21 protein-coding genes are annotated in these 21,298 nt (G+C 65.8%); 7 read left to right on the top strand and 14 right to left on the bottom strand.

What is annotated here, in order from left to right; genetic code table 11:
* Positions 1 to 48 precede the first annotated feature (48 nt).
* Positions 49 to 1,080, bottom strand: coding sequence for a dipeptidase (locus VNN77_05700; protein ID HXG50889.1), 1,032 nt, complete (start codon positions 1,078 to 1,080; stop codon positions 49 to 51).
* A gap of 79 nt (positions 1,081 to 1,159) precedes the next feature.
* Between VNN77_05700 and VNN77_05695 the strand changes: the two genes are divergently transcribed.
* The 5 genes from VNN77_05695 to VNN77_05675 all read left to right on the top strand — a co-directional run bounded on the left by VNN77_05695 (position 1,160) and on the right by VNN77_05675 (position 6,675).
* On the top strand, positions 1,160 to 2,779 hold the full coding sequence (locus VNN77_05695; GenBank protein ID HXG50888.1) for a peptide ABC transporter substrate-binding protein: 1,620 nt from the start codon (positions 1,160 to 1,162) through the stop codon (positions 2,777 to 2,779).
* A gap of 118 nt (positions 2,780 to 2,897) precedes the next feature.
* Positions 2,898 to 3,398 carry an acetyl-CoA carboxylase biotin carboxyl carrier protein gene (accB, locus tag VNN77_05690; GenBank protein HXG50887.1) on the top strand — a complete coding sequence of 167 codons (501 nt, stop codon included), beginning with the start codon at positions 2,898 to 2,900 and terminating at the stop codon, positions 3,396 to 3,398.
* Positions 3,395 to 4,762, top strand: a complete 1,368-nt coding sequence (gene accC / locus VNN77_05685) for an acetyl-CoA carboxylase biotin carboxylase subunit (GenBank protein HXG50886.1) — start codon at positions 3,395 to 3,397, stop codon at positions 4,760 to 4,762. The genes accB and accC overlap by 4 nt, the downstream gene beginning before the upstream one ends.
* Before the next feature lie 52 nt (positions 4,763 to 4,814).
* Positions 4,815 to 5,732, top strand: coding sequence for an ABC transporter permease (locus VNN77_05680; protein ID HXG50885.1), 918 nt, complete (start codon positions 4,815 to 4,817; stop codon positions 5,730 to 5,732).
* A gap of 127 nt (positions 5,733 to 5,859) precedes the next feature.
* Positions 5,860 to 6,675 (top strand): ABC transporter permease, encoded by an 816-nt coding sequence (locus VNN77_05675; protein ID HXG50884.1) that lies wholly within the window; start codon positions 5,860 to 5,862, stop codon positions 6,673 to 6,675.
* A gap of 482 nt (positions 6,676 to 7,157) precedes the next feature.
* Here the strand turns inward: VNN77_05675 and VNN77_05670 are convergent, their stop codons facing one another.
* From VNN77_05670 to VNN77_05660, 3 genes are read right to left on the bottom strand one after another with little or no spacing between them, the layout of a single operon-like run.
* Complete coding sequence (locus VNN77_05670; protein ID HXG50883.1) at positions 7,158 to 8,738, bottom strand: UbiD family decarboxylase; 1,581 nt, start codon at positions 8,736 to 8,738, stop codon at positions 7,158 to 7,160.
* Between the two features lie 50 nt (positions 8,739 to 8,788).
* A complete protein-coding gene (locus VNN77_05665) occupies positions 8,789 to 9,250 on the bottom strand; it encodes a peroxiredoxin (GenBank protein ID HXG50882.1) in 462 nt (153 codons plus the stop codon).
* Positions 9,251 to 9,291: 41 nt separating this feature from the next.
* A complete protein-coding gene (locus VNN77_05660; protein HXG50881.1) occupies positions 9,292 to 9,837 on the bottom strand; it encodes an NUDIX hydrolase in 546 nt (181 codons plus the stop codon).
* 61 nt (positions 9,838 to 9,898) lie between these two features.
* Between VNN77_05660 and VNN77_05655 the strand changes: the two genes are divergently transcribed.
* Positions 9,899 to 10,585, top strand: coding sequence for an HAD family phosphatase (locus VNN77_05655; GenBank protein HXG50880.1), 687 nt, complete (start codon positions 9,899 to 9,901; stop codon positions 10,583 to 10,585).
* Here the strand turns inward: VNN77_05655 and VNN77_05650 are convergent.
* Genes VNN77_05650 through VNN77_05640 form a run of 3 tightly spaced genes read right to left on the bottom strand, consistent with a single transcriptional unit; the run spans position 10,582 to position 12,081 of the window.
* Positions 10,582 to 11,298, bottom strand: a complete 717-nt coding sequence (locus tag VNN77_05650) for an SDR family oxidoreductase (protein HXG50879.1) — start codon at positions 11,296 to 11,298, stop codon at positions 10,582 to 10,584. The two genes, VNN77_05655 and VNN77_05650, sit on opposite strands and share 4 nt — an antisense overlap.
* Positions 11,299 to 11,318: 20 nt before the next feature.
* A complete protein-coding gene (locus tag VNN77_05645; GenBank protein ID HXG50878.1) occupies positions 11,319 to 11,741 on the bottom strand; it encodes a nuclear transport factor 2 family protein in 423 nt (140 codons plus the stop codon).
* A 13-nt stretch (positions 11,742 to 11,754) separates the two neighbouring features.
* Complete coding sequence (locus tag VNN77_05640; protein HXG50877.1) at positions 11,755 to 12,081, bottom strand: cupin domain-containing protein; 327 nt, start codon at positions 12,079 to 12,081, stop codon at positions 11,755 to 11,757.
* Between VNN77_05640 and thiI the strand changes: the two genes are divergently transcribed.
* A complete protein-coding gene (gene thiI, locus VNN77_05635) occupies positions 12,082 to 13,371 on the top strand; it encodes a tRNA uracil 4-sulfurtransferase ThiI (protein HXG50876.1) in 1,290 nt (429 codons plus the stop codon).
* Positions 13,372 to 13,389: 18 nt separating this feature from the next.
* On the opposite strand, the gene VNN77_05630 is transcribed toward thiI, so the two are convergent.
* The 7 genes from VNN77_05630 to VNN77_05600 form a co-directional block, all read right to left on the bottom strand.
* Complete coding sequence (locus VNN77_05630) at positions 13,390 to 14,361, bottom strand: hypothetical protein (GenBank protein ID HXG50875.1); 972 nt, start codon at positions 14,359 to 14,361, stop codon at positions 13,390 to 13,392.
* Complete coding sequence (locus VNN77_05625) at positions 14,349 to 14,960, bottom strand: nucleotidyltransferase family protein (protein ID HXG50874.1); 612 nt, start codon at positions 14,958 to 14,960, stop codon at positions 14,349 to 14,351. Before VNN77_05625 ends, VNN77_05630 begins: the two co-directional genes overlap by 13 nt.
* 43 nt (positions 14,961 to 15,003) lie before the next feature.
* On the bottom strand, positions 15,004 to 15,999 hold the full coding sequence (locus VNN77_05620) for an ABC transporter substrate-binding protein (GenBank protein HXG50873.1): 996 nt from the start codon (positions 15,997 to 15,999) through the stop codon (positions 15,004 to 15,006).
* An 88-nt stretch (positions 16,000 to 16,087) separates the two neighbouring features.
* Entirely contained in the window at positions 16,088 to 17,191 is a 1,104-nt protein-coding gene (locus tag VNN77_05615; GenBank protein HXG50872.1) for an ABC transporter ATP-binding protein, read from the bottom strand.
* A gap of 24 nt (positions 17,192 to 17,215) precedes the next feature.
* Positions 17,216 to 18,946, bottom strand: a complete 1,731-nt coding sequence (locus VNN77_05610) for an iron ABC transporter permease (protein ID HXG50871.1) — start codon at positions 18,944 to 18,946, stop codon at positions 17,216 to 17,218.
* A gap of 172 nt (positions 18,947 to 19,118) precedes the next feature.
* Positions 19,119 to 20,135: an extracellular solute-binding protein gene (locus tag VNN77_05605; GenBank protein HXG50870.1), complete on the bottom strand. Its 1,017-nt coding sequence runs from the start codon at positions 20,133 to 20,135 to the stop codon at positions 19,119 to 19,121.
* Positions 20,136 to 20,216: 81 nt separating this feature from the next.
* The coding region (locus VNN77_05600) for an extracellular solute-binding protein (GenBank protein ID HXG50869.1) at positions 20,217 to 21,298 on the bottom strand (1,082 nt) is incomplete at its 5' end.

Genomic DNA, 21,298 nt, shown 5'->3' with positions numbered 1-21,298 from the left:
GTTTTTACAACGAGCGCAGATCGTCGCGCAAGACAAAACGCGGGCCGGTCAGATCACGGACCGTTCGGGCAGGATCGTCCTGAGCACCCGCAGGTAGTTCCCTCCCAGGATCGCGGCGATGTCCTCTTCCCTGTAACCGCGCCGCAGCAGGCCGTCGATCAGGTTGGGCAGGTCCTCGATCTCCTCGAAGCCCTTGACCAGCGGCGGCTTGTGGAGCGGGTGGTGGCGGTCCTTGAGCGTGCGGGGGCCGTCGTACTTGACGAAATCCATCCCGAGGGCGACGTGCTCGATGCCGATCAGGTCGATCATGTATTCCAGGTGCTTGATCAGGTCGTCGAGCGTCGCATCCTTCCTCGCGACGCGTTCGGGCAGCGCCAGGATTCCCACCAACCCGCCCTGGCGTGCGATCGCCTTGAGCTGGTCGTCGTCGAGATTGCGTGGGTTTTCCAGCATGCCGCAGGCGTTGGCATGGCTGACGATCAGCGGCGCGGTGGCGACCTCGAGGCTCTGGAAGAACCCCTGGCGGTTCATGTGCGAGAGGTCGACCACCATGCCGAGGCGGTTGGCCTCCTTGATCACCTCGACCCCGAAATTGGTCAGCCCCCCGCCGGTGCGGGTTTCCCAGACCCCGTCGCCGAGCTCGTTGCGGAAGTTCCACACCGGCTGGATCGACCGCAGCCCGAGCCGGTAGAAGTTCCTGAGGTTGTGCAGGCTCCCGCGCAGCGGCATGCAGCCCTCGAAGTGGAGCAGGAACTTGACGGTTCCCGGCTCCACCGCCGAAGGAAGATCGCCGCGCGTGCGGACGAGCTGGATCATGCCTTCGGACCGCGGCGCCTCCTCGAGGAACATGTCGATCTGGTCGAGCGCCGTCTCCAGGTAGCGTCCGGTGTTCTGCGAGTGGGAGTAGGAGTCGCCGCTGATCGCGTAGACGCAGACGTTGATTCCGTCGCGGATCAGGCGCGGCGCGATCGCGTCGCGGAGCGGGGCGGTCTCGCCGATCGACAACCGGTAGAGCTGCTCGTAGACGTCGCGATGTCCCTCCACGACGATGTGTTTCTGCAGGAGCTCCCTGGCCTCCATGCCCGCCTCCTTTCTTGAAGCGCGAATGGGCTTCCGCTACTAATAGAGGCAATACGACGCGGAAGCAAGCGGTTCTCCCTTGCGATTCTCCATCCGTTCCATCTGGCGGCCGCGGCGGCGCGTGCTCGCGCTGGTGTTGCTGTGCGCGGCGTGCCAGTCGCGGCAGGATCTCTCGGCCCCCGGCTCGGCCGACCATTTTCGGGTCAACATCGCCACCGAGCCGCCGACGCTCGACTGGTCGCTGGCGACCGACCACGCTTCTTTCAAGGTGATCACCAACCTGATGGTCGGCCTCACCGAGCTCGGCCGCAATCTCGAGCCGGTGCCGGCCGTGGCGAAGTCCTGGGACATTCAGGACGGCGGCCGGCGCTTCGTCTTTCACCTGCGGGACGACGTGCTGTGGAGCGACGGTCAGCCGGTGCGCGCGCACGATTTCGAGTATTCGTGGAAGCGGCTGCTCGACCCCGGAACGGCGTCGGAATACGCCTACATCCTTTTCGACGTCGTCAACGCCCGGGAGTTCCACGAAGGCAAGATCGCCGACCCCGCGGCCGTCGGGGTCCGGGCGACGGACGATCGTACCCTGGTCGTGCAGCTGCGCCAGCCGGTCTCTTATTTCCTGCCGCTCACGACCTTCGAGGTGACGTTTCCGCAGCGCCGCGACGTCGTAGAGATGCACCGGTCGCGCTGGACCGACCCGGAGAACATCGTGACCAACGGCCCCTTCCTGCTCAGCGCGTGGCGCCATGAAAGCGAAATCGAGCTCCGGGCGAATCCCAGGTTCTTCCGCGGCAAGCCGGCGGTCGAGCGGGTCAGCTTTCTGATGGTCAACGAACCGACCACGGCGCTCGCGATGTACGAGCAGGGGCGGCTCCATTTCATGGACAACTACAGCATCCCGAGCGTCGAGAAGAAGCGGCTCTCCAGAGTCCGCGGCTTCCGACGCGTGCCCCAGCTGCGCGGCGAGTACTACGGCTTTGCGACCGACCGGAAGCCCTTCGACGACCCGCGCGTGCGCAAGGCGTTCGCTCTGGCGATCAACCGGGAGGTCTTTCCCAAGATCCTGCACGGCGGTGAGCAGCCCGCTGCGTCCTGGATCCCCCCCGGCATGGCGGCGCACAACCGCAAGATCGGCCTGCCTTTCAACCCGGTGGAAGCACGCCGGCTCCTGCGCGAGGCCGGGTACCCCGAAGGCAGGGGCTTCCCGCCGGTCGTGCTGGGCTACAACACCCAGGAGAGCCACAAGCTCGCCGCAGAGGCGGTCCAGGGGATGTGGCAGCGAAACCTGAACGTGCTCGTCCGGCTGGAAAACCAGGAATGGAAGGTTTACTTGAAGAAGCTGCAGAACGATCCGTTCCCGGTCTTTCGCTCCGGCTGGGGCGCCGACTACCCCGATCCGGACAACTTCATGAAGCTCTTCACCTCCGGCAGCGGCAACAACAACACCCGCTGGAAGAACCCGCGCTACGACCGGCTGGTCGAAGCGGCGGCGCACGAGTTCGATCTCCGGCGGCGCGTCAAGCTGTACGACGAGGCCCAGAGAATTCTCTGCGAGAGCGAGGTGCCGATGATCCCGCTCTTCTGGACCGCCGAAAGCACGCTCCTCAATCCCCACTTCACCGGGCTCGAGCTGAACGGCATGGCGCGGCTGGAGCTCCGCCATGTCCGCCCGGCTCCCCCCGACGACGCAACGCCGTGACGCGACGGCGGCCGATTGCCAACGACGCGGAAATCGCATAAGGTGAGGTCCCGATTCCGAAGCACTCCAGCGACACTTCCGGGGTTGTTTCAGAAATACACCGCAACGAGGGCGGAGCATGGAACTCAGCGACGATGACGTCCTGCACATCCTGAAACTGATAGACGAGTCGAAGTTCGACTATTTCCAGCTCGAGATGGGCGATCTCAAGATCACGGTGAGCAAGGGCGACCCGATCGGGGCGCCGGCGGCGCAGCCTGCGGCCAACCCGGGGCCGGCTCCTGCGCCGGCGGCGCAACCGCCTCCCGCTCCGACGCCGGCGCCGGCCGCGGCGCCGAAGACCGAGGCGCGAGTCGAGGTCAAGACGGTTCCGGACGGTCTGGTCCCCATCGCGGCGCCCCTGCTCGGGACCTTTTACGTCGCGCCGGAGCCCGGCGCGCCGCCGTTCGTGAGCGTCGGAGCTTCGGTGACCGAGGACACCACCGTGGGCCTCATCGAGGTGATGAAGGTGTTCAACAGCGTCCGCGCCGGCGTCAAGGGGATCATTACCGAGGTGGTGGCGCAGAACGGGCAGTTCGTCGAGTACGGGCAGACCCTGTTTCTCGTCAGGCCGCTATGAGCGTTACCCGGGTGCTGGTCGCCAATCGGGGCGAGATCGCGGTGCGGGTCATCAAGGCGTGCCGCAGCCTGGGCATCGAGACGGTGGCCGCGGTCTCGGAAGCGGACCGCGACAGCCTTCCGGCCAGGCTGGCCGACCGTGCGGTCTGCATCGGCCCGGCGCGTTCCTTCGAGAGCTATCTGCAAGCGGGCGCGCTGGTGGCGGCGGCCGCGGGCACCGGGTGCGACGCGCTGCATCCGGGATACGGTTTTCTCGCCGAGCGCGCCGAGCTCGCGGAGCTTTGCGCCGAGCACCACATCACGTTCATCGGGCCCACGGCGGAGAACATCCGCAGGATGGGCGACAAGCTCGAGGCGCGCCGGATCGCCGCCGCGGCCGGGGTTCCGACGGTTCCGGGGTCCGAACGGGCGAAGAACGCCGTGGAAGCGGAAGCTCTGGCGGCGAAGATCGGGTACCCGATCCTGCTCAAGGCGGCGGCGGGCGGGGGCGGCCGAGGCATCAAGCTGGTTCGCGACGCGGCGGAGCTCCACGGAACGTTCGCCACCGCAGCGGCGGAGGCGCGCGCGGCCTTCGGCGACGACACGCTGTACCTGGAGCGCTACATCGCCAACGCGCGCCACATCGAGGTGCAGGTCCTCGGCGACGCCTTCGGGCACGTGATTCATCTGGGCGAGCGGGACTGTTCGCTCCAGCGGCGCCACCAGAAGGTGATCGAGGAGGCCCCGGCATACGCCGTGTCGCCCGGGGTCCGGTCCAGGATCTGCAAGGCGGCCGCGACGCTGGCCAGGAGCATCGGCTATCGCAACGCCGGCACGGTGGAGTTCATCTTCGACGCCGACACCGACGATTTCTTCTTTCTCGAGATGAACACCCGGATCCAGGTCGAGCATCCGGTCACCGAGATGGTGACCGGCGTGGACCTGGTCGCGCAGCAGCTCATGATCGCTCGCGGCCAGCCGCTCGCGCTCAAGCAGTCCGACGTCCGCGTGCGGGGCCATGCGGTGGAATGCCGGATCAACGCGGAGTCGCCGCGACACGGCTTTCGTCCCTGTCCGGGACGAATCACGAAGTGGGAGCCGCCCCAGGGAGCCGGCATCCGGCTCGATACCCATTGCTACGGCGGCTACGTGGTCCCCCCCTTCTACGACTCGCTGCTGGCGAAGCTGATCGTCCACGGAAGCGACCGCGGCGACGCCACCGCCCGGGCGCGTCGCGCGCTCGCCTCCTTTGAGGTCGCCGGTATCGACACCGGGATCCCGTTCCTCCAGGCGGTGATGGACGATCCCGATTATCTCGCCGGGAGGGTGAACACCCGCTGGCTGGAGGAAAAGCTCGAAGCGTACGCCGCGGCAGCGGCGGCGTGAAGCGCCGCACGTCGCCGGCCGCCGTCGCTGCGCGTTTGCGGCCATCTGCTACATGGCGAGGTTCCTCCTCAGGCGGCTGCTGCACCTTGTTCTGGTTCTCTGGTTCGTCACGACCCTGACCTTCGCGCTGTTGCGCCTGGTTCCGGGCGGCCCTTTCGACCGCGACCGCAGGCTTCCCCCGGAGGTGCTGGCGAACATCCTCGCGAAGTACCATCTCGATGAGCCGGTATGGCGCCAGTATGTGCGCTATCTGGGAAGCGTTATCGGCGGCGATCTCGGCCCGTCCTACAAGTATGTCGACCGGGGCGTCAACGACGTCATCGCCGAGACGCTGCCGGTTTCGGCCGAGCTCGGCGTGCTCGCGCTGGCTTTCGTGCTCACGGTCTCGCTGCCCGCCGGCCTGGCCGCCGCGCGCTGGCGCGGCTCCTGGATCGATCGCTGCGTGACGCTCGCCAGCGCAACGGCGATCGCCCTCCCCCATTTTCTCCTGGGCGCGCTGCTCATCTGGATTTTCGCGCTGCGGCTGGGGTGGTTTCAGGCCGGGATATGGAACGAGCCGGGGAGCGCGATCTTGCCGGTCGCGACGCTGGGCGCGGCACCGGCGGCCTACCTCGCGGCGCTGCTGCGCTCCAGCCTGATCGAGACGTTCAGGCAGGATTTCATCCGCACGGCCCGGGCCAAGGGGATCGGCGAGGCGGCAATCGCCCTGAAGCACGCCCTCCGGAACTCCCTGATACCGTTTCTGAGCGTTCTCGGACCGCTGACCGCGACGTTGTTGACGGGCTCGTTCGTCGTCGAATACGTCTTTGCGATTCCGGGCATGGGGAGGTTCTTCATTACCGCGGTCACCGACAGGGACTATCCATTGATCGGGGGCGTCACCCTGGTCTACACCGCCCTCCTCGCCGCCGCCAACCTCATCGTGGAGCTGTGTTATGGATGGCTCGATCCGCGGATCAGGACGCGCTGAGGCGGGACGGCCGCGTTCTTCGGCTCGGCCGCGAGCGGCACGGGCCGTTTGCAGCCTTCTCTTCATCGTCGCCGTGGGCGCCGCGGGCCTCGGTGCCCCTTGGATTTCTCCTTATTCCTCGGGAGGCTTGCAGGAGAGTCGGGTTCTGGAGCCCCCCGGTCCGGCCCACTGGATGGGCACCGACGGGCTCGGGCGGGATCTGTTTACCCGGGTGCTCTACGGCGCCCGCGTATCGGTTGCGGTCGGCGTGGGCGCCGCGCTCGTGGCCCTGCTGCTGGGGACGGCGTACGGGACGATCGCAGGTTTTGCGGGCGGCAGGACGGAGGAGTGGATGATGCGGATGGCCGACGTGATTTACGGCCTCCCCGACCTTCTTCTTTTCATCCTGCTGTCTCTGGTGCTGGGGCGAAACGTCGCGGGCCTGCTCCTCGCCCTGGGTCTGGTCTCCTGGGTGCGGTTCGCGCGCGTGGCGCACGGCCAGGTGCTCCAGGCGAAGGAGCTGGCCTTCATCGAGGGGGCGCGCGCCATCGGAGCGCCGGCCGCGCGGATTCTCTGGCGCCATCTGCTTCCCAACGTCGCCGGCCCGCTGATCGTCACGCTGACCTTCAGCGTTCCCGCCGCCATCCTGGCCGAGTCGACGCTGAGCTTTATCGGCCTGGGGATCAACGATCCTTACAGCGCATGGGGAACGAGCTGGGGAGGGCTGGCCCAGGATGGGTGGCGGGCCATGCGGAGCTATCCTCACGTGATCTTCTTTCCCGCCGCGGCGATCTTCCTCACCATCCTCTCCTTCAACGCGCTGGGAAACGCGCTCGGAGACTGGCTCGATCCCGGGAAAACGGATGCGAGGATTCCGCTTTCCGGGTCGAGACTCGAGATCCGGAGAGCCGAAGCGAATCCCGGCACCCGTTCACCGGATGGTCGGCCCGAAGGTTCCAGGTAACGGCCGGGAGCCCGGAACCGGGGGCCGACACCGCCGACGCGTCGCGGCGAGGGCGCTTTCGCGGCCCCAACGCGGTTGACTTCTCCACCCCGCCGGCGATATAGGTTGCGCCGTTGAACGGGCAGCCGGGAGGAGAACCATGGCGGAAACGATCCTGCTCTGGGCCGTTTACGGTGCGTCGTGTTGCTCGTTGCTGTTTTTCCTGTCTCTGGCGAGAAGCGCGGTTCGAAGCGGGCGCGCCGCCGGGAGACGACCAGGGGCGGTTCCTTTCCCTGGGCCGTCCTGGAAAATCGTCGGGGGGATCGACCGGTGGCCGCGGGGTTACGATTCTCCCCAGGTATTTCATGAAGATCAGGTTCGGCGCCGCGAGCACTACCAGCGACGACTGGCGCGCCGGGTCGCTCGAAGACGCCCGCGCGCGCCGGGCTTGACCCGTACGCTCCTCCACTGAGCCGCCGTCGGCGAGCCTTTACGGCCGGTTTTCAGCCGGGCCGCTCCTCCGCCGCCGGGCGAAGCCCCCACCTGCCTTCGCTGTCGAGGCTCACCTTGCCCTGGCGGTGGAGCAGACCGAGCGCCGCCGCCACCGAAGAAAATTCCTGCCGGGAAAAGAGCGTGAGCAGCTCCGGAAAATAGCGCCGGCTCTTCGCCAGGGCTTCGAGAATCTTCTCGGCGAGCGCCTCCGGCTTCGCCTTTTCGAGGGCGGGCGCGGGCGGCCCGGCGGCAGGTCCCAGGTAATCGGCGAGCTTCACGCTGTCCTGCTTGAGGTAGACGATGCGGTTGAAACGACTTCGCGGCACGTCTTCGGGAATCGTGGCGTCGATGCCCATCTTTGCGGTCGTCGGGATGCGCCCGGCGACCGGCGGGAGCGAGGGGTCGAGCGGCTTGGAGCGCGCGTTGGACACGATCAGCACGTCCCGATCGGCCTGAACGCGGGTGGCGATCGCCCACTCCACCTCCGTGGGGTCGAAGACGTCGATGTCGTCGTCCACGACGGTGACGTGCTTGATGTCCGCGATCGAAAGCAGCGCCAGGACCGCGTTCTTGCCGTCCCCGGGCTGCTTGCGGATCGCCGCGACCACGTGCCAGTGGCAGCATCCGCCGGGGGTGACGTTGATGGCGCTTGCCTGCACGCCGGCCTCGCGCAGCGCGCGCCACGCCGCCGCCTCGTAGATCGGCGCGCTCATCCAGATGTTCTCCCAAGGCATGTGCAGCGCGTAGTAGATTGGCTCCTTGCGTTGCAGGATCGCCTTCACGCGCACGCGGGGATTGAGGTGCACGCCGCCCATCAGCCGGTTGAATTCGCAGAACGGCCCCTCGGGGTGAACCCACCCCTCCGGCAGGATCTCCCCTTCGAGCACGATCTCGGCGTCCGCGATGCACGGCACGGGAACCGTCTCGCCGTCGGCGAGAGGAACCGGCTCCCCGCGAAGCGCGCCGGCGAAGGTGAGCTCGTTCACCCCCAGGCTCGCCTTGAAGGTGGCGGCGATCAGCTCCGCCGGATGGGTGCCGATCGAGACCGAGATCGGCAGAGGCTTTTTCCGCTCCAGCGCCCGCTCGGCAAAACGGCGCAGGTTGTTGGGCGTGACGATGTCGATGCCGGTGACGTTGCGCTCCTTGATCATCAGGCGGTAGACGCCCGCGTTCATCCCGTACTCGGGGTCTTCGGCGATCACGACACCGGCGGTGATCATCGGCCCGCCGTCCATCACGGAGAAAACCGGGACCGGGAGGCGGTAGAGATCGACGCGGTCGCGCGTCCAGACGACCTCTTTCACCGGAGCGCGCCGCGCCTTTCTCGGCTTGACGGGGCGCTCCATCGCGGCCCGGATCCGGCTCTCGATCTTCTCGTAGGGAACGCCCATTCCGAGCGCCAGCCGGCGCCGGGAAGCGAGGAGGCCCGAGACGACGGGCATCGAGTAGCCGCTGACCCTCTCGAACCGCAGCGCCTTTTCCGACTGGGCGACGAGCGCGGCGACGTCGCGCAGGTCGACCGGCCTCTCGACGACGGCCAGTTCGTCGTTTTTCTTCAGGGCGTCGAGGTAGCTCCTGAAGTCGGCGGCCATGCGGTGCTCCGGGAAAGGCGGGTCGCGGCGGTGCGCGCAGAACGGACGGGTTACCGGCGGTTGATCTCGTCGAGCGCGGCGAGCAGCTCGGCGTTTTCCGGGATGCCCTTCTCGTACTCCTTCGCGAAACGGACAACTCCCTGCTTGTCGATGATGAAGACCGCGCGCTTCGGGTAGCCCTGGGGCCTCAGACAGTCGTAGAGCGAGCAGACCGCGCCGTGCGGCCAGAAATCGGAAAGCATGGGAAAGCCGATGCCGCCCATCTTTTCCGCGAACGCCTTGTGCGAGAACGGGGAGTCGACGCTTATGCTCAGGACCTGAGCATCTCGGGCCTCGAATTCTTTGCGATCCCTTTCGAGGCCGCTGAGCTCGCGCTCTCAGCCGCCGGTGAAGTCGAGGGGGTAAAAGGCCAGGACCACGTTCTTCTTACCGCGGTAATCGCTGAGCGATACGTTTTGCTCCCGGGAGACCGGCAGGGTGAACTCCGGAGCGGGATCGCCGACTCGTGGCATCGCCATGGCAAACCTCCTTTTGCGTGGTAGCCGGCTTTTTATCAGCTCCTCGGATCGAGGTAAAGCCGGATGTAGTCCGACAGCGCCTCCCGGGTGCTCTCGAACGCCAGCTCGCCCCAGGGCAGCTCGCTCGGCCGAAAGATGCGCGCCGCCACCGACTCGTCGGCCGCGGCCAGCTCGCCGCCGACGACCTCCGCCGCGTAAACCACGATGACGTTCGGAGACCGGGGGTAGGAGTAGACGTTCAACAGGGAGGTGAGCCGCACGTCGAGCCTGGACTCTTCCTTGGTTTCGCGCACGGCCGCGTCGCGAACGCTCTCGCCCCGATCGACGTAGCCGCCGGGGAAGACCCATTTCCCCATGGCCGGCTCCACGCCGCGCTGGAGCAGTACGATGCCTCCTTCGAGCGTGAAGATCGTTCCCGCCACCACCTTCGGGTCCTGGTAGAAGATGAACGAGCAGCGCGCGCACACCAGCCTTTCGGGCTCGTTCGCCTTGAGCCGCCGCCTCTCCAGGGGACCGCCGCAGCGCGGGCAGAACCGGAACTCGACGTGACCGTGCGCGTTGCCGTGGTGGTGGGCTTCCATGCTTCTTATTTATACGATCTCGGATTGAAACGAAAGCACGTTTCTGCAATTTTGGTTAGACATGCTCCGCGCAGTGATCTTCGACTTCAACGGCGTGATCGTCGACGACGAGCCCGTCCATTTCGAGCTGTTTCGGGAGATCCTCGGGGAGGAGGGGATCGAGCTCACGAAGGAGCGCTACTACGAGCGCTACCTGGGATTCGACGACCGGGGGGCGTTCGCGGCGGCTTTTCGTGATCACGGGCGGCTGCTGGGCGGCGCGGAGCTGGAGGGGCTCGTCGAGCGCAAGGCGGCGCGCTATCGCGCGGCGATCCGCGATCGCGTCGTTCTCTTTCCCGGCGTCCGCAGCCTCGTTGAGCACCTCGCGCGGCGCTTGCCGCTCGCGGTCGCCTCGGGAGCCTTGCGCCACGAGATCGAAGGAATTCTCGCCGGAACCGGCCTGCGCGACTATTTTTCCGCAATCGCCAGCGCGGAGGACGTCGAGCGCGGCAAGCCCGATCCCGAGATCTTCCTCGCCGCGCTGGCCTCCTTGAATCGACGTCTCGAAGGCGCGCCGATTCTTGCCGCCGATTGCGTGGTGATCGAGGATTCCAGGGAGGGCGTGCGTGGGGCGCTGCGCGCCGGGATGAAGTGCGTCGCCGTCACCAACTCGCACCCTGCGAGCGCGCTCGCCGAGGCGCACGCGGTCGTCGAGAGCCTGGAAAAGGTCGATTTGCGGTTCCTCGAGCGGGTCGCGAGCGACCCCTAGCGGTACGGCGTCCGCTGCGGCCGCACGGTGATCTCGACCGGGCAGCAGGCCGCGGAGGAGCGCAGCACGAACAGGACCGTCTCGGCGATGTCCTCCGGGCGGATCATCTTGGTGCGGTCCAGCGGCGCTCCGGACGGGATGAGCGGAGTGTCGACGAAGCCTGGCAGGATCACCGCGACCTTGATCCCGGACTCGCGGACCTCCTCGTAGAGCGATTGCGTGAAGCCGATCAGGCCGAACTTCGACGCCGCGTAAGCGGCGGCGTTGGCCTCTCCCGTCTTCCCGGCGATCGAGCCGATGTTGACGACCGCGCCCTCGCCCTTCGCGATCATCGCGGGTAGGGCGAGACGGGCGAGCAGCATGGGCGCCCGGAGGTTGACCCGGAGCGTCCGGTCCCAGTCTTCCACGCGCGACTTGACCACCGGAGCGCGCCTGCCCCACCCGGCGTTGTTGATCAGGATGTCGACCGCCGACCACTTCGCGCGCACCGCCTCCATCAAACCGGCGATGTCGCCGTCGCGGGTGAGATCGGCGGTAACGAAAAACGCCTCACCGGAGGCCCGGCGGGCCTCCTGCTCGACCGCCGCCAGCTCGGCGGCGGTTCTCGCGGTCAGGGCGACGCGGCAGCCTGTTTTCGCCAGAGCCAGGGCCACGGCGCGACCGATTCCCCGTCCCGCCCCGGTCACCAGGGCGACTTTTCCGTTCAGCTCCATGCGCGGCGCGCAAACGGGTTTCAGTGCAGGGTCTTGGGTTGCAGAGCAAAGGGCGGCTGCGCCACCGAACAGCCCTGATGGTGGATCAGGCGCCAGCCGTCACGGCCCCGCTCGAACACGTTGGTGGCGGCGACCGTGGCGGAGGCGATCCGCCCCTCCACCGGACCGTGGATGTTCTCGTAGAGCGTGACCCAGGCCAGGTCGCCGTGCACGCGGATGGAAACGTCCGTCAGCATGAAGCGCATCTCCTGGCCGTTTTCGAAGATCCGCTGCCAGCTCGTCATGACGGGATCCCAACCCCGCAGGATGTGCCAGCCGGGATGGATGCACTGGATGTACGGCGCCCGGCGCCAGACTTTTTCCATCTCCGCCGTGCTGAGGCTTTCAAAGGCGCGGTAGAAGGCCTCGTTCGCTTCGGCTACCGCTTTTTCGTCGTCGGTCATGGCGCGGGACACCTCAATGGGACGGCTTCGGCGCCATCGTCACGAGCAGGACCAGCCGCTCGGCGCTCCCGTTGGTTACGCCATGGTTCTCGCCGGCGCGGGCGATTGCGATCTCCCCTTCTCCGAGCTCGCGCTCCTCACCGGCGATCTGAAAACGGCCCCGGCCGCGGACGACGTAGTAGATCTTGTCGGAGCCGTCGTGCGTGTGAGGCGCCTGGGATTGCCCGGGCTCGAAGCAGTAGAGGTCGCAGAACAGGCGGGGAGTCTCGAAGAGCCCGTTCTTCTTCATCTTGTCGACGGAAAACTGCATGGCGTCGGTAATTTTCTTGAAGCTTTCCATATGGGTTCTTCCGTCTCGATCAGCGTGGTCGAGCCGATACTACCACAGGCGCCGGGACATGCAAAAGCGGACGGAATCTGTTATCGCTGGAACATGGACGCCGTTCTGGTGCGCTATCACGAAATCGCTCTGAAGCGGGGCAACCGCCCCTATTTCGTCGAGCTGCTCAAGCGCAACCTCGCGGCCGCCCTCTGCGATCTCGAGCTCAAGGAAATCCGCAGCCTGCCGGCGCGAATCCTCCTGGTTTTCGCGGGGCCGGCGGGTCTCGAGCAGGCGACCGCCCGGATCGCAAACGTCTTCGGGGTGGCCAACTTCTCTCCGGTCGAACGCGTCCCGCGCGAGCTGGAGGCGCTGCGTTCCCGCGTGCTCGAAAGCCTCGCCGGAAGGACGTTCTCCTCTTTCCGGATCGACGCGCAGCGCGGCGACAAGAGCTTCCCTCTGACCTCCCCGGAGATCAATCGCCAGCTCGGAGGCGCGGTCAAGGCGCAATCCGGAGCGCGCGTCGATCTCACGGATCCGGAGCTCACGATCACGGTCGAGATCCTGCCCCGGGAGGCCTTTTTTGGATTCGAGAAGCTGCCGGGACCGGGAGGATTGCCCGTCGGCGCCAGCGGCCGCGTGGTCGCGTTGCTCTCCGGCGGGATCGATTCACCGGTCGCCGCACAGCGCATGATGCAGCGCGGCTGCCGGGTGATCTTCGTCCACTTCCACAGCGCCCCCTATCTGGACAAAAGCTCGCAGGAAAAAGCCCGGAGGCTCGTGGCCGGGCTCACGCGCTACCAGTTCCACTCCCGTCTCTATCTGGTCCCGTTCGGGGAGATCCAGAGCCGGATCGTCGCGGCGGTCGGCCGTCCTCTTCGGGTCGTGCTCTACCGGCGCATGATGCTGCGGATCGCGGAAGCGATCGCGGCGCGGGAAAAGGCCAAGGCGCTGGTGACCGGGGAAAGCCTGGGACAGGTCGCCTCGCAGACGCTCGAGAATCTCGCCGTGATCGAGGGCGCGGCGCGGCTCCCCGTGTTGCGGCCTCTGGTCGGCATGGACAAGCAGGAGATCGTCGATCAGGCGCGGCGGATCGGGACGTTCGGCATTTCCACGCTGCCCGATCAGGATTGCTGCCAGCTCTTCGTCCCCCGCCACCCGGCGACCAAGGCAAAGAGGAGCGAGGTCGAGCAGGCCGAGGCGGCGCTCGATCTTCAGGCGCTGCTCCGGCTCGGTCTGGAAAATACGGTCGAGGAGCGTTTTTGCTTCCCCGAGCCGAGGGCGCGCAACGGCCGGCTGCAGGCCGGGTAGGAAACGGGCGCGGGCCGTTTACACGTAGTGCTGGATGCGCTGCAGGCTGGGAGGGAAAAACAGTTCCTCGACCGCCGGCCGGCGCTTGATCATCCCCTGCTCGTGCTCGTACCGCACGACCGCCTCGAGCGCCTTGCGATTGTCCTCGAGGTTGTAGGGCCAGGGGTCGGGGCCGAAGATCTCACGCTGCTCGCGCATGAGCTCCTTGACCCACACGAGAGCGAGGTTGCGCGGGTCGGACATGCGCTCGTAGCAGAGGACCTTCGCCCGCTCGAAGACCTGCACCAGGCTCACCCCCACCCACGGGTGTTTCTCCAGGATGCGGTCGCGCACCACGACCGTGTGCATGATCGGAAAAATCCCGCTCCGCCGGTAGTAGTCGATCTCGGCCTGCTTGGCGTCCGGAAACAGCGGCGCGACCCGCGGGTCGCCCTTGCGGATCGACGGCAGGATTTCCGGGTAGAGGGCGCCCTCCAGCTCCCCGTCGACGAGCATCTGGTCGATGTTCTTCCCGGGGCCGACGCGCTTGACCTTCATCCAGGCCGCCGGTTCGAAGGAAACATCCTCTTCCTCCTGACACCACCATTCGATGGTCTTGAGATCGACCCCGTAGTAGTCCTGCAGGATACCGCGCATCCACAGCCCGGCCGAATTCTGCAGCGTATCGAGGCCCACCCGCTTCCCGTTCAGGTCCGACGGGCGCTCGATGCCGCAGCCGGCGCGCTTGACCATGTAGCCGTGCCGGAAACGGCGGTGCGGGAAGACCGGAATCGCCGTGAACGTCTTCTTCTGCTCGCGCGCGATCAAATAGGCGACCAGCGAAAGCTCGCAGACGTCGAACTCCTCGTAGCGCAGCATTCGACCGTGGCGCTCGGGGGAAGCCATCGTGAGAACATTGAGATCGATTCCCGCGGGCGCGATCTCCCCGTCGATCAAGGGCTTCAGCAGATCGTAGGACCCGCAGGCCAGGGTCAGTTTCAGTTTCGACATCCGGTTTTCTCCACCAGCTCCTGATATTCCTGGGGGGTATCTACGTCGATCGCCACCCCCTCCTCGTCCGTCTCGATCTCGAGCGTCTCCTTCGGGTGCGCCTGCACGACCGCCTTGGCGCCGACGGCGAGAGGCGCCCGGAGCAGCTCGTCGAACAGAGCTCGCGCGAAAATCACCGGGTGGCCGCGGCGCCCACGGTAACACGGCACGACAATCAGCTTCCCGGACCGGTAGAAGGCGTCGATCATACGGTCGACCAGCGCCGCGCTGAGGCACGGGTGGTCGACCAGGTGGACGAGGACGGCGTCGATGCCCGCCGCCTCGGGGAACTTCTGGAGCTCGCGCACCGCCGCCTGGAGAGAGGAGAGCTGCCCGAGGCGATAGTCCTCATTGATCACGATCGTCACGGGAAGATCGCGGATCTGTTGGCGTATCTCTTCGGCCCGGTGGCCGAGCACCACCACGATCCTTCCGGCCTTCGAGGCGGCCAGCGCCCGCACGATCCTGTCGATGAAGCGCTCGCCGCCGACGGGAAGCAGGGCCTTGGGGCTTCCCATCCGGCTGGACTCGCCGGCGGCCAGGATAACGGCTGCAATCATGTCGAACCCGATCTTCGAACCCAGGCCGCCCCGGCCGGCGGGGTCACCTGTAGACGCGACCGATGAAGCCGCTTTTCTCGAGCTCCTGTACGATGCTGTCGTCGACGAAATCCTCGATCTTGAGCGTCGCCCCGGGCCTGCGCGCAAGCGCGTCCCTGATCTGGACCTCCATCCCCTCGCGCGTGACCAGGGGCACCCGGTCGTAGAGCTTGGAAACGACGTTGTAGGATCCCTCGAGATAGGCGGGGTTGTCCTGCCGGCTGTACTTGGCGATGATCTTCTTGCTTTCGTCCTTGTGCGTCTTGAAGAAATGGGTGGACTCGACCAGCGCCATCAGGACGCGCCGCACGGTCTCGCCGCGTGCCCGGTAATAATTACGGGTCGTCACCGCGCAGATGTAGGGAAACTCGAAGCGTTTCTGAAAATCGGCCGTGCTGATCAGGACACGGTACGGCATCCCCTTGGCCAGGTGAATGATGCCCGGCGGCGAGGGGAAGCCCGCGATCCGCCCGCTGCGGAACGCGGAGGCCCGCTCGGTGGCACCCCCCACCTGCAGGATCGGCACGTCCTTCACGGGCTCCAGTCCAAGCCCCTTGACGAGGACGCGGGCCGCGACGTCCGAGGCGCTGCCCACCCGGCTGATGCCGATGCTCCTGCCCTTGAGATCCTCGGCGTTCTTGATCGACTCCTGGACCACCAGCTCGTAGGGGAGGCTGTTGAGAAAGCAGGCTACCATCAGCAGATCGGCCCCGCCCATCACCGCGCTGGCGACCGCTCCCCCCGAGGCGTTGCCGATGGGGACGTCCCCGGCCAGGATGGCGGAGACGGTGGTCGTGGTGGTCGGAATGTAGACGAGATCGACGTCCAGGCCGTGCTTCTTGAAGAACCCCGCTTCCTTCGCCGTGTGCCAGACGCCGTTGCTGGCATCGACCGAGCTGTACGATAACTTGATCCGCTCCTGCCCCAACAACGGCGGCGCGGGCACGGCCGCCCAGAGAAGAATCCATGCCGTCATCAAGCATTGTCCCGCTGTTCGCATGTCACCTCCTGTGCGCCGGCCCGGCCGGCGGCGCCGGCGCGGGGTACGGGAATTCGTCGAGGGGAAAAGGGCGGGCACGAGCCGAGCGCTACTGCTCCGCGGGCAGCGCCATGCAGTCGGCGGGCGGCAGCTCGACCCAGACCGGATCGCCGCGCCGCACCTGCAGTGAATGGCGCTGGTGCGTCTGCAGCACGGTTTTGCACAGCTCGACCGTGCAGTCCAGGTATTCCCCCAGGAACATCGCGGTCCCGATCTTGCCCTCGAGGAGATTGGGAACGGCCGCGGGCTTCTGCCGGTGCAGAATGATGCTCTCCGGCCGTACCACCACGACCACTTTCGTCCCCGCTTCCAGCGGGCCGGGCAAGCCCGCGGCGATCTCTCCTTCCTCCGTCGCCACCAGCCCACGGCCCTCGCCGTCGACCCGCGCCAGTTTCCCGCTGATCTGGTTGGTCGAGCCGATGAACTGGGCCACGAACTGGCTTTTGGGGTGCAGATAGATCTCCCGCGGCGTGCCTTCCTGGACGATGACCCCGGCGTTCATCACGGCGATCACGTTGGACATCGAGAGCGCCTCGATCTGGTCGTGCGTGACGTACAGAGTCGTGATCCTCAGGCGCCGCTGGAGCTCCCTCAGCTCCACGCGCATGCGCTCGCGCAGCTTGGCGTCCAGATTGCTCAGCGGCTCGTCCAGGAGCAGCACCTGCGGCTCGCGCACCAGCGCGCGGGCGAGCGCGAGGCGCTGCTGCTGGCCGCCCGAAAGCTGCGTCGCCATGCGTTCTTCCAGCCCCCCGAGCTCGACCTGCTCGACCGCGTTTCGCACCCGCTTCTGGATCTCGTCGTTGCCGAGCTTGGTTTTGCCGACGCGCAGCGGGAAGGCGACGTTCTCGAAGACCGTCATGTGGGGCCAGATGGCGTAGCTCTGGAAAACCATGCCGATGGGACGTCGATAAGCCGGCACGAACGTTGAATCTTCGGCGGAAAAGACCTTTTTTCCCGCAACGACGATCTCTCCGGCATCCGCCCTTTCCAGCCCGGCGATGCAGCGCAGGGTGGTTGTCTTGCCGCAACCGGAAGGCCCGAGAAGCGTGTAGAAGCGGCCGTCCTCGACGGTGAAGCTTATGGAATTGACGGCCCTGACGCCCGCGTGGGTCCCGTCGGCGAACGTCTTGACCAGCGACTTAACCTCGATCACGAAAAATTCTCCCTGGACCGGATCTCATGTCTGGATGCCGACCCGGCCCGATACTTTATAGAAAATCGCGACGATTATCAGCAGCGTGAGGATCATCAGGATTCCGATCGCGGCGACGATCGTGACCTGCCCCTGCTCGAACATCGTGAACAAGAGGATCGATAGCACCCGGCTCTCTCCGGTGGCCAGGAGCACCGACGTCGAGAACTCGCGGAAAGAGACGATGCAGATGTAGATCCAGCCGGCGACGAAACCCGGCCGGAGCAATGGCAGGGTCACCCGCTTGAAAGTTTCCCACCAGGAGGCTCCGGAAGCGGCCGCCGCCTCCTCCAGCTCACTGTGGATCTGGAGAATGGAGCCCGAGGCGGTTCTCATGCCGTAGGGAATGTAGCGCGTCACGTACGCGATCAGCAGCACCCAGATGGTCCCGTAGATCGGCACGGGAAAGGCGACGTAGAGCAGGATGAGCGCCATGCCGAGAACGATCCCCGGGACCGTGATCGGTACGAAGGCGAGAAAGTCCAGCAGCCACCGGCCCGGCAGGCGGCTCTTGTAGACGATCCAGGCCACCAGCGACGTGAGCAGCATCGCAACCGTCGCGGTCATCACGGCGAGCACCACGCTGTTTTTCATCGCTTCCCAAAACGGCCGGAAACCGTAAAGGTAGGCGTAATTCTCGAGCGACAGCTTCTTCACCGCATCCCAGCTGGGTGTGGCGAAGAACGGCAGGAACGACGCCCAGAACAACACCAGGAACGGCAGCAAGACCACGAAGACGAAGTAAGTCGTCAGGAAGGCGAACCCGGCCCATTTCCACCGCCCGAGGTCGAACTGCCGCGGGCGGAACGCTTTGCCCGTGACGGTCTGGAACTTTTTCCCCTCTTTGGTGGACCGCGTGTAGAGCCACACCCCGAGCGCGCTCAGCAAGAGGAGCCCCACGGCGAGCGCCGCGCCCCGGCCGTAGTCCGGTGGATACTCGTTGAAAGCGAGGAAGATCTCGCTCGTGTAAACGTAGATGCGGGCGGGGATGCCGATCAACGCCGGCGTCTCGAACGACTCCAGGGTGCGGACGAACAGGATGAGCAGCACCGATGCGGCGGTCGGCCGGAGCAGCGGCAGGGTTATCCGCCGGATCGTCTGCCAGGTGTTTCCCCCGGACATCATCGCGGATTCTTCGAGCGAAGGATCCATGGACTTGAACGCGGCGACCATCATGAGGAAGGCCAGCGGGACCTGACCCACGGAATGGACCCAGATCATGCCGGGCAGGGAAAAGACGTTGAACGGCGGCGACTGGAGCCCGAAGAGCTGCATGAGCCAGACGTTCAAGTAGCCGAATTTCGGGCTGAGAAGGAAGATCCAGGCGATCGATTCCAATACTCCCGGCAGGATCAGCGGCACCACCGCCAGAGGCACGAAGATCCCCCTGAGAGGAGTGTTGGTCCGTTCGGTGAGCCATGCGAGCAGCGTTCCAAGGATGAACGTGAGGCCGGCGGAGCCGGAAGCGAAGATGACCGAGTTTCGGAACGTCGAATAGGTGTAAGGGCTGGCGTAAGCGGCTTCGTAGTTCTTGAGCGTGTAAACGAATTCCCGGGGCGCAACCTCGGCCTGAAAGCTTCCCACGAGCAGCATGAGAAGCGGAAGCACCGCGAGATAGACGAGGACTCCGGCCCCGACCAGCGGGACCAGAAGGGCCGGGTCGCTCAACCGCGGTAAAGCGGCGCGCGCCGATCTCGGGAGGGCGATCGTCGACATGGCTTTGGACCTATCCTGCAGAGGCCGGTAGAGGCCACGGTCGGCGTGCTCGAACGGCGTGCTCCATCCATTGAGCCTTGACTGCCTCCCCCGGGTTTGGAGGGCCGGCCCGGGGACGCTGCCACCGGGCCGGCCGCGAGATGGATTTTACTCTGACCGTCTGCTGTGATGTTTAGCGCAAGTTGAATATGCTTTTCCAGATCTTTTCATACTTGGGAAATTCCTTGATGTCTGCCGCGCTGATCGCGTAGATCTTCTGCGTTCGGGTCTTGTCGACGGGCTCGACCTTGGGATGAGCCGGGGTCCGTCCCCCCTGAGCCATCGCTTTCTGGCCCTCCTGGCTGGCCATCCAGCGGGCGAAGAGCAGCGCGGTCTTGGGATGGGGCGCATCCTTGAGGATTGCCGTGGCGTTGATGGAAGCCACGCCTTCGCTCAGCATGTAGTTCACCGGCGCCCCCTTCTGGATCCGCCTCGGATAGTGATGGGAGTAGCAGGTCAGGCATGCGGCGGCCTGCCCGGCGACCAGCAGCTCGGCGAGCTGCGAATGGCCCTTGTGGAACTCGACGTTGTTGGCGGCGACCTTTTTCCAGAATTCGATCGCTTTCTCGTCGCTCTTGAACTTGTACTTCGCGAAGGCGAGCAGCATCTCGAGATCCCTCGGCTCGGCGATCAGGCGGTTCTTCCAGCGAGGGTGGGTGAAGTCGTCGTACGACTTCGGCTCCTCTTCCTTTTTTACCAGGTTCGTGTTCCAGGCCGCGACGAAGAACTGCAGGTCCGAAGCGGTCCAAAAGCTGCCTTTCATTCCCTCGGGGTATTCCGCCGATTCCGGGAGCTTGATCTCGAGCAGGAGCTTCTGGTCATGGAGCTGGATGACATTTTCCAGCGGAGTCTGAAACACGTCGGCGAGCGTTCGACCGCCGCGCGCCTCGCTCACCACGCGAGCCACCAGCTTGTCGGAGGTGGCGTCGACGTGGTTGATCTTGATCCCCGGGAAGCGTTTTTCGAACACCGGCAGGATTCTTTCGGCGTTGATCTGCGCGAGGGTGCCGTAAAAGTTCAGCGTGCCGCCCTCCTTGAGGGCCGCCTTGTGCAGCTCGTCGAGGCTCTGAGGGAGCGCGCCGGCGGGCGAAACCAGCTGCAGCGCAATCGCCACCAGGAGCACCCGGACTGCGGTGCGTCGGAAATCCATTATGGCAAAAACCTCCTTGTTCAAGCGTACTTGTCACCCCTCGTAATACCAGCTTTCAACCGCCAGTCAACGGCGGCCCGGCTAGCGCAGCTTGAAAACCTCCTTCCAGGTCTTTTCGTACTTGCGCCAGCTCTTAATTTCTTCCGGCCCGACCGGGTAGATCTTCTGGGGACGGATTTTTTCCACCGGCTCGACCTTCGGGTGCGGTGGGGTCCGGCCGCCCATCGCATAAACCCTCATCCCTTCCTCGCTGGCCGACCAGCGGGCGAACAGCCATGCCGTGTTCGGGTGCGGGCTGTCCTTGGCGATGGCGGTGGCGTTGATGGTGGCCACGCCCTCGGTCAGCATGTAGCCGAGCGGCGCTCCTTTGCGGATTCTCGGCGGATAGTGGTGCGCGTAGCAGGTGATGCAGGCGGCGGCCTGCCCCGCGACCAGGAATTCCGCCAGCTCGGAGTGGCCCTTGTGGAACTCGACGTTGTTGGCCGCGATCCGGCGCAGCAGCTCAATCGCCTTCTCGTCGCTGCGGTACTTGTGGCGCGCCAGCCCCATCAACAACTCGACGTCGCGCGGCTCGGCGATCAGCCGGCCCTTCCATCTGGGATCGGCGAAGTCGTCGAACGCCTTGGGCTCCTCGGCGGGCTTCACGAGGTTCTTGTTCCACGCCGCGGTGATGAACAGCAAATCCGCGGTGACCCAGAACGGACCCCTCAGGTCGGCCGGAATTTCGGCCGCTTCGGGCGGCACCTTTTCGACGACGAGCTTCTGCTCGGCCAGCTGGAGGATGTTCTCCAGGGACATCTGAAAGACGTCGGCGAGCACCCTCCCCCCGCGCGCCTCGGTGATCGCGCGGGCGGCGAGCTTGTCGGCGGTCGCGTCCACATGGTTGATCTTGATCCCGGGGAAGCGCTTCTCGAAAACCGGGAGAATCTTCGCCGCGTTGATCTGGGCGAGCGTGCCGTAGAAGTTCAGCGTCCCGCCCTCTTTGAGGGCCTGCTTGTAGACCTCGTCGAGGCTCTGGGCGGGCGCGCTCCGGCAGAAGGTGGTTGCGAGGGCGACCGACAGCAGCGCGATTCGAAACAGGCATCCTGTCAATCCTTTGTCGCTCGACATGACGACCTCCTTTCTCCTCCGCAGGCTGACCGGCGGGGGCCGGGCGAGGCCCC

The organism is Candidatus Zixiibacteriota bacterium (genome assembly GCA_035574315.1).
Lineage (GTDB): Bacteria > Desulfobacterota > Binatia > UBA9968 > UBA9968 > DATLYW01.
The sequence above is the reverse complement of the archived record's forward strand: the minus strand, read 5'-3'. Positions and strand labels throughout refer to the sequence as shown.

What these genes read in the sequence shown, in the direction of transcription:
- VNN77_05650 (HXG50879.1), bottom strand. Translation starts at nt 11,298, where the DNA reads ATGGAGCTGAACGGAAAAGTCGCCCTGGTGACCGGGGCGGGACGGGGA.
- VNN77_05655 (HXG50880.1), top strand. Translation starts at nt 9,899, where the DNA reads ATGCTCCGCGCAGTGATCTTCGACTTCAACGGCGTGATCGTCGACGAC.
- VNN77_05620 (HXG50873.1), bottom strand. Translation starts at nt 15,999, where the DNA reads ATGCGAACAGCGGGACAATGCTTGATGACGGCATGGATTCTTCTCTGG.
- VNN77_05610 (HXG50871.1), bottom strand. Translation starts at nt 18,946, where the DNA reads ATGTCGACGATCGCCCTCCCGAGATCGGCGCGCGCCGCTTTACCGCGG.
- accB (HXG50887.1), top strand. Translation starts at nt 2,898, where the DNA reads ATGGAACTCAGCGACGATGACGTCCTGCACATCCTGAAACTGATAGAC.
- VNN77_05630 (HXG50875.1), bottom strand. Translation starts at nt 14,361, where the DNA reads ATGTCGAAACTGAAACTGACCCTGGCCTGCGGGTCCTACGATCTGCTG.
- VNN77_05700 (HXG50889.1), bottom strand. Translation starts at nt 1,080, where the DNA reads ATGGAGGCCAGGGAGCTCCTGCAGAAACACATCGTCGTGGAGGGACAT.
- VNN77_05645 (HXG50878.1), bottom strand. Translation starts at nt 11,741, where the DNA reads ATGACCGACGACGAAAAAGCGGTAGCCGAAGCGAACGAGGCCTTCTAC.
- thiI (HXG50876.1), top strand. Translation starts at nt 12,082, where the DNA reads ATGGGTTCTTCCGTCTCGATCAGCGTGGTCGAGCCGATACTACCACAG.
- VNN77_05680 (HXG50885.1), top strand. Translation starts at nt 4,815, where the DNA reads ATGGCGAGGTTCCTCCTCAGGCGGCTGCTGCACCTTGTTCTGGTTCTC.
- VNN77_05660 (HXG50881.1), bottom strand. Translation starts at nt 9,837, where the DNA reads ATGGAAGCCCACCACCACGGCAACGCGCACGGTCACGTCGAGTTCCGG.
- accC (HXG50886.1), top strand. Translation starts at nt 3,395, where the DNA reads ATGAGCGTTACCCGGGTGCTGGTCGCCAATCGGGGCGAGATCGCGGTG.
- VNN77_05670 (HXG50883.1), bottom strand. Translation starts at nt 8,738, where the DNA reads ATGGCCGCCGACTTCAGGAGCTACCTCGACGCCCTGAAGAAAAACGAC.
- VNN77_05640 (HXG50877.1), bottom strand. Translation starts at nt 12,081, where the DNA reads ATGGAAAGCTTCAAGAAAATTACCGACGCCATGCAGTTTTCCGTCGAC.
- VNN77_05625 (HXG50874.1), bottom strand. Translation starts at nt 14,960, where the DNA reads ATGATTGCAGCCGTTATCCTGGCCGCCGGCGAGTCCAGCCGGATGGGA.
- VNN77_05605 (HXG50870.1), bottom strand. Translation starts at nt 20,135, where the DNA reads ATGGATTTCCGACGCACCGCAGTCCGGGTGCTCCTGGTGGCGATTGCG.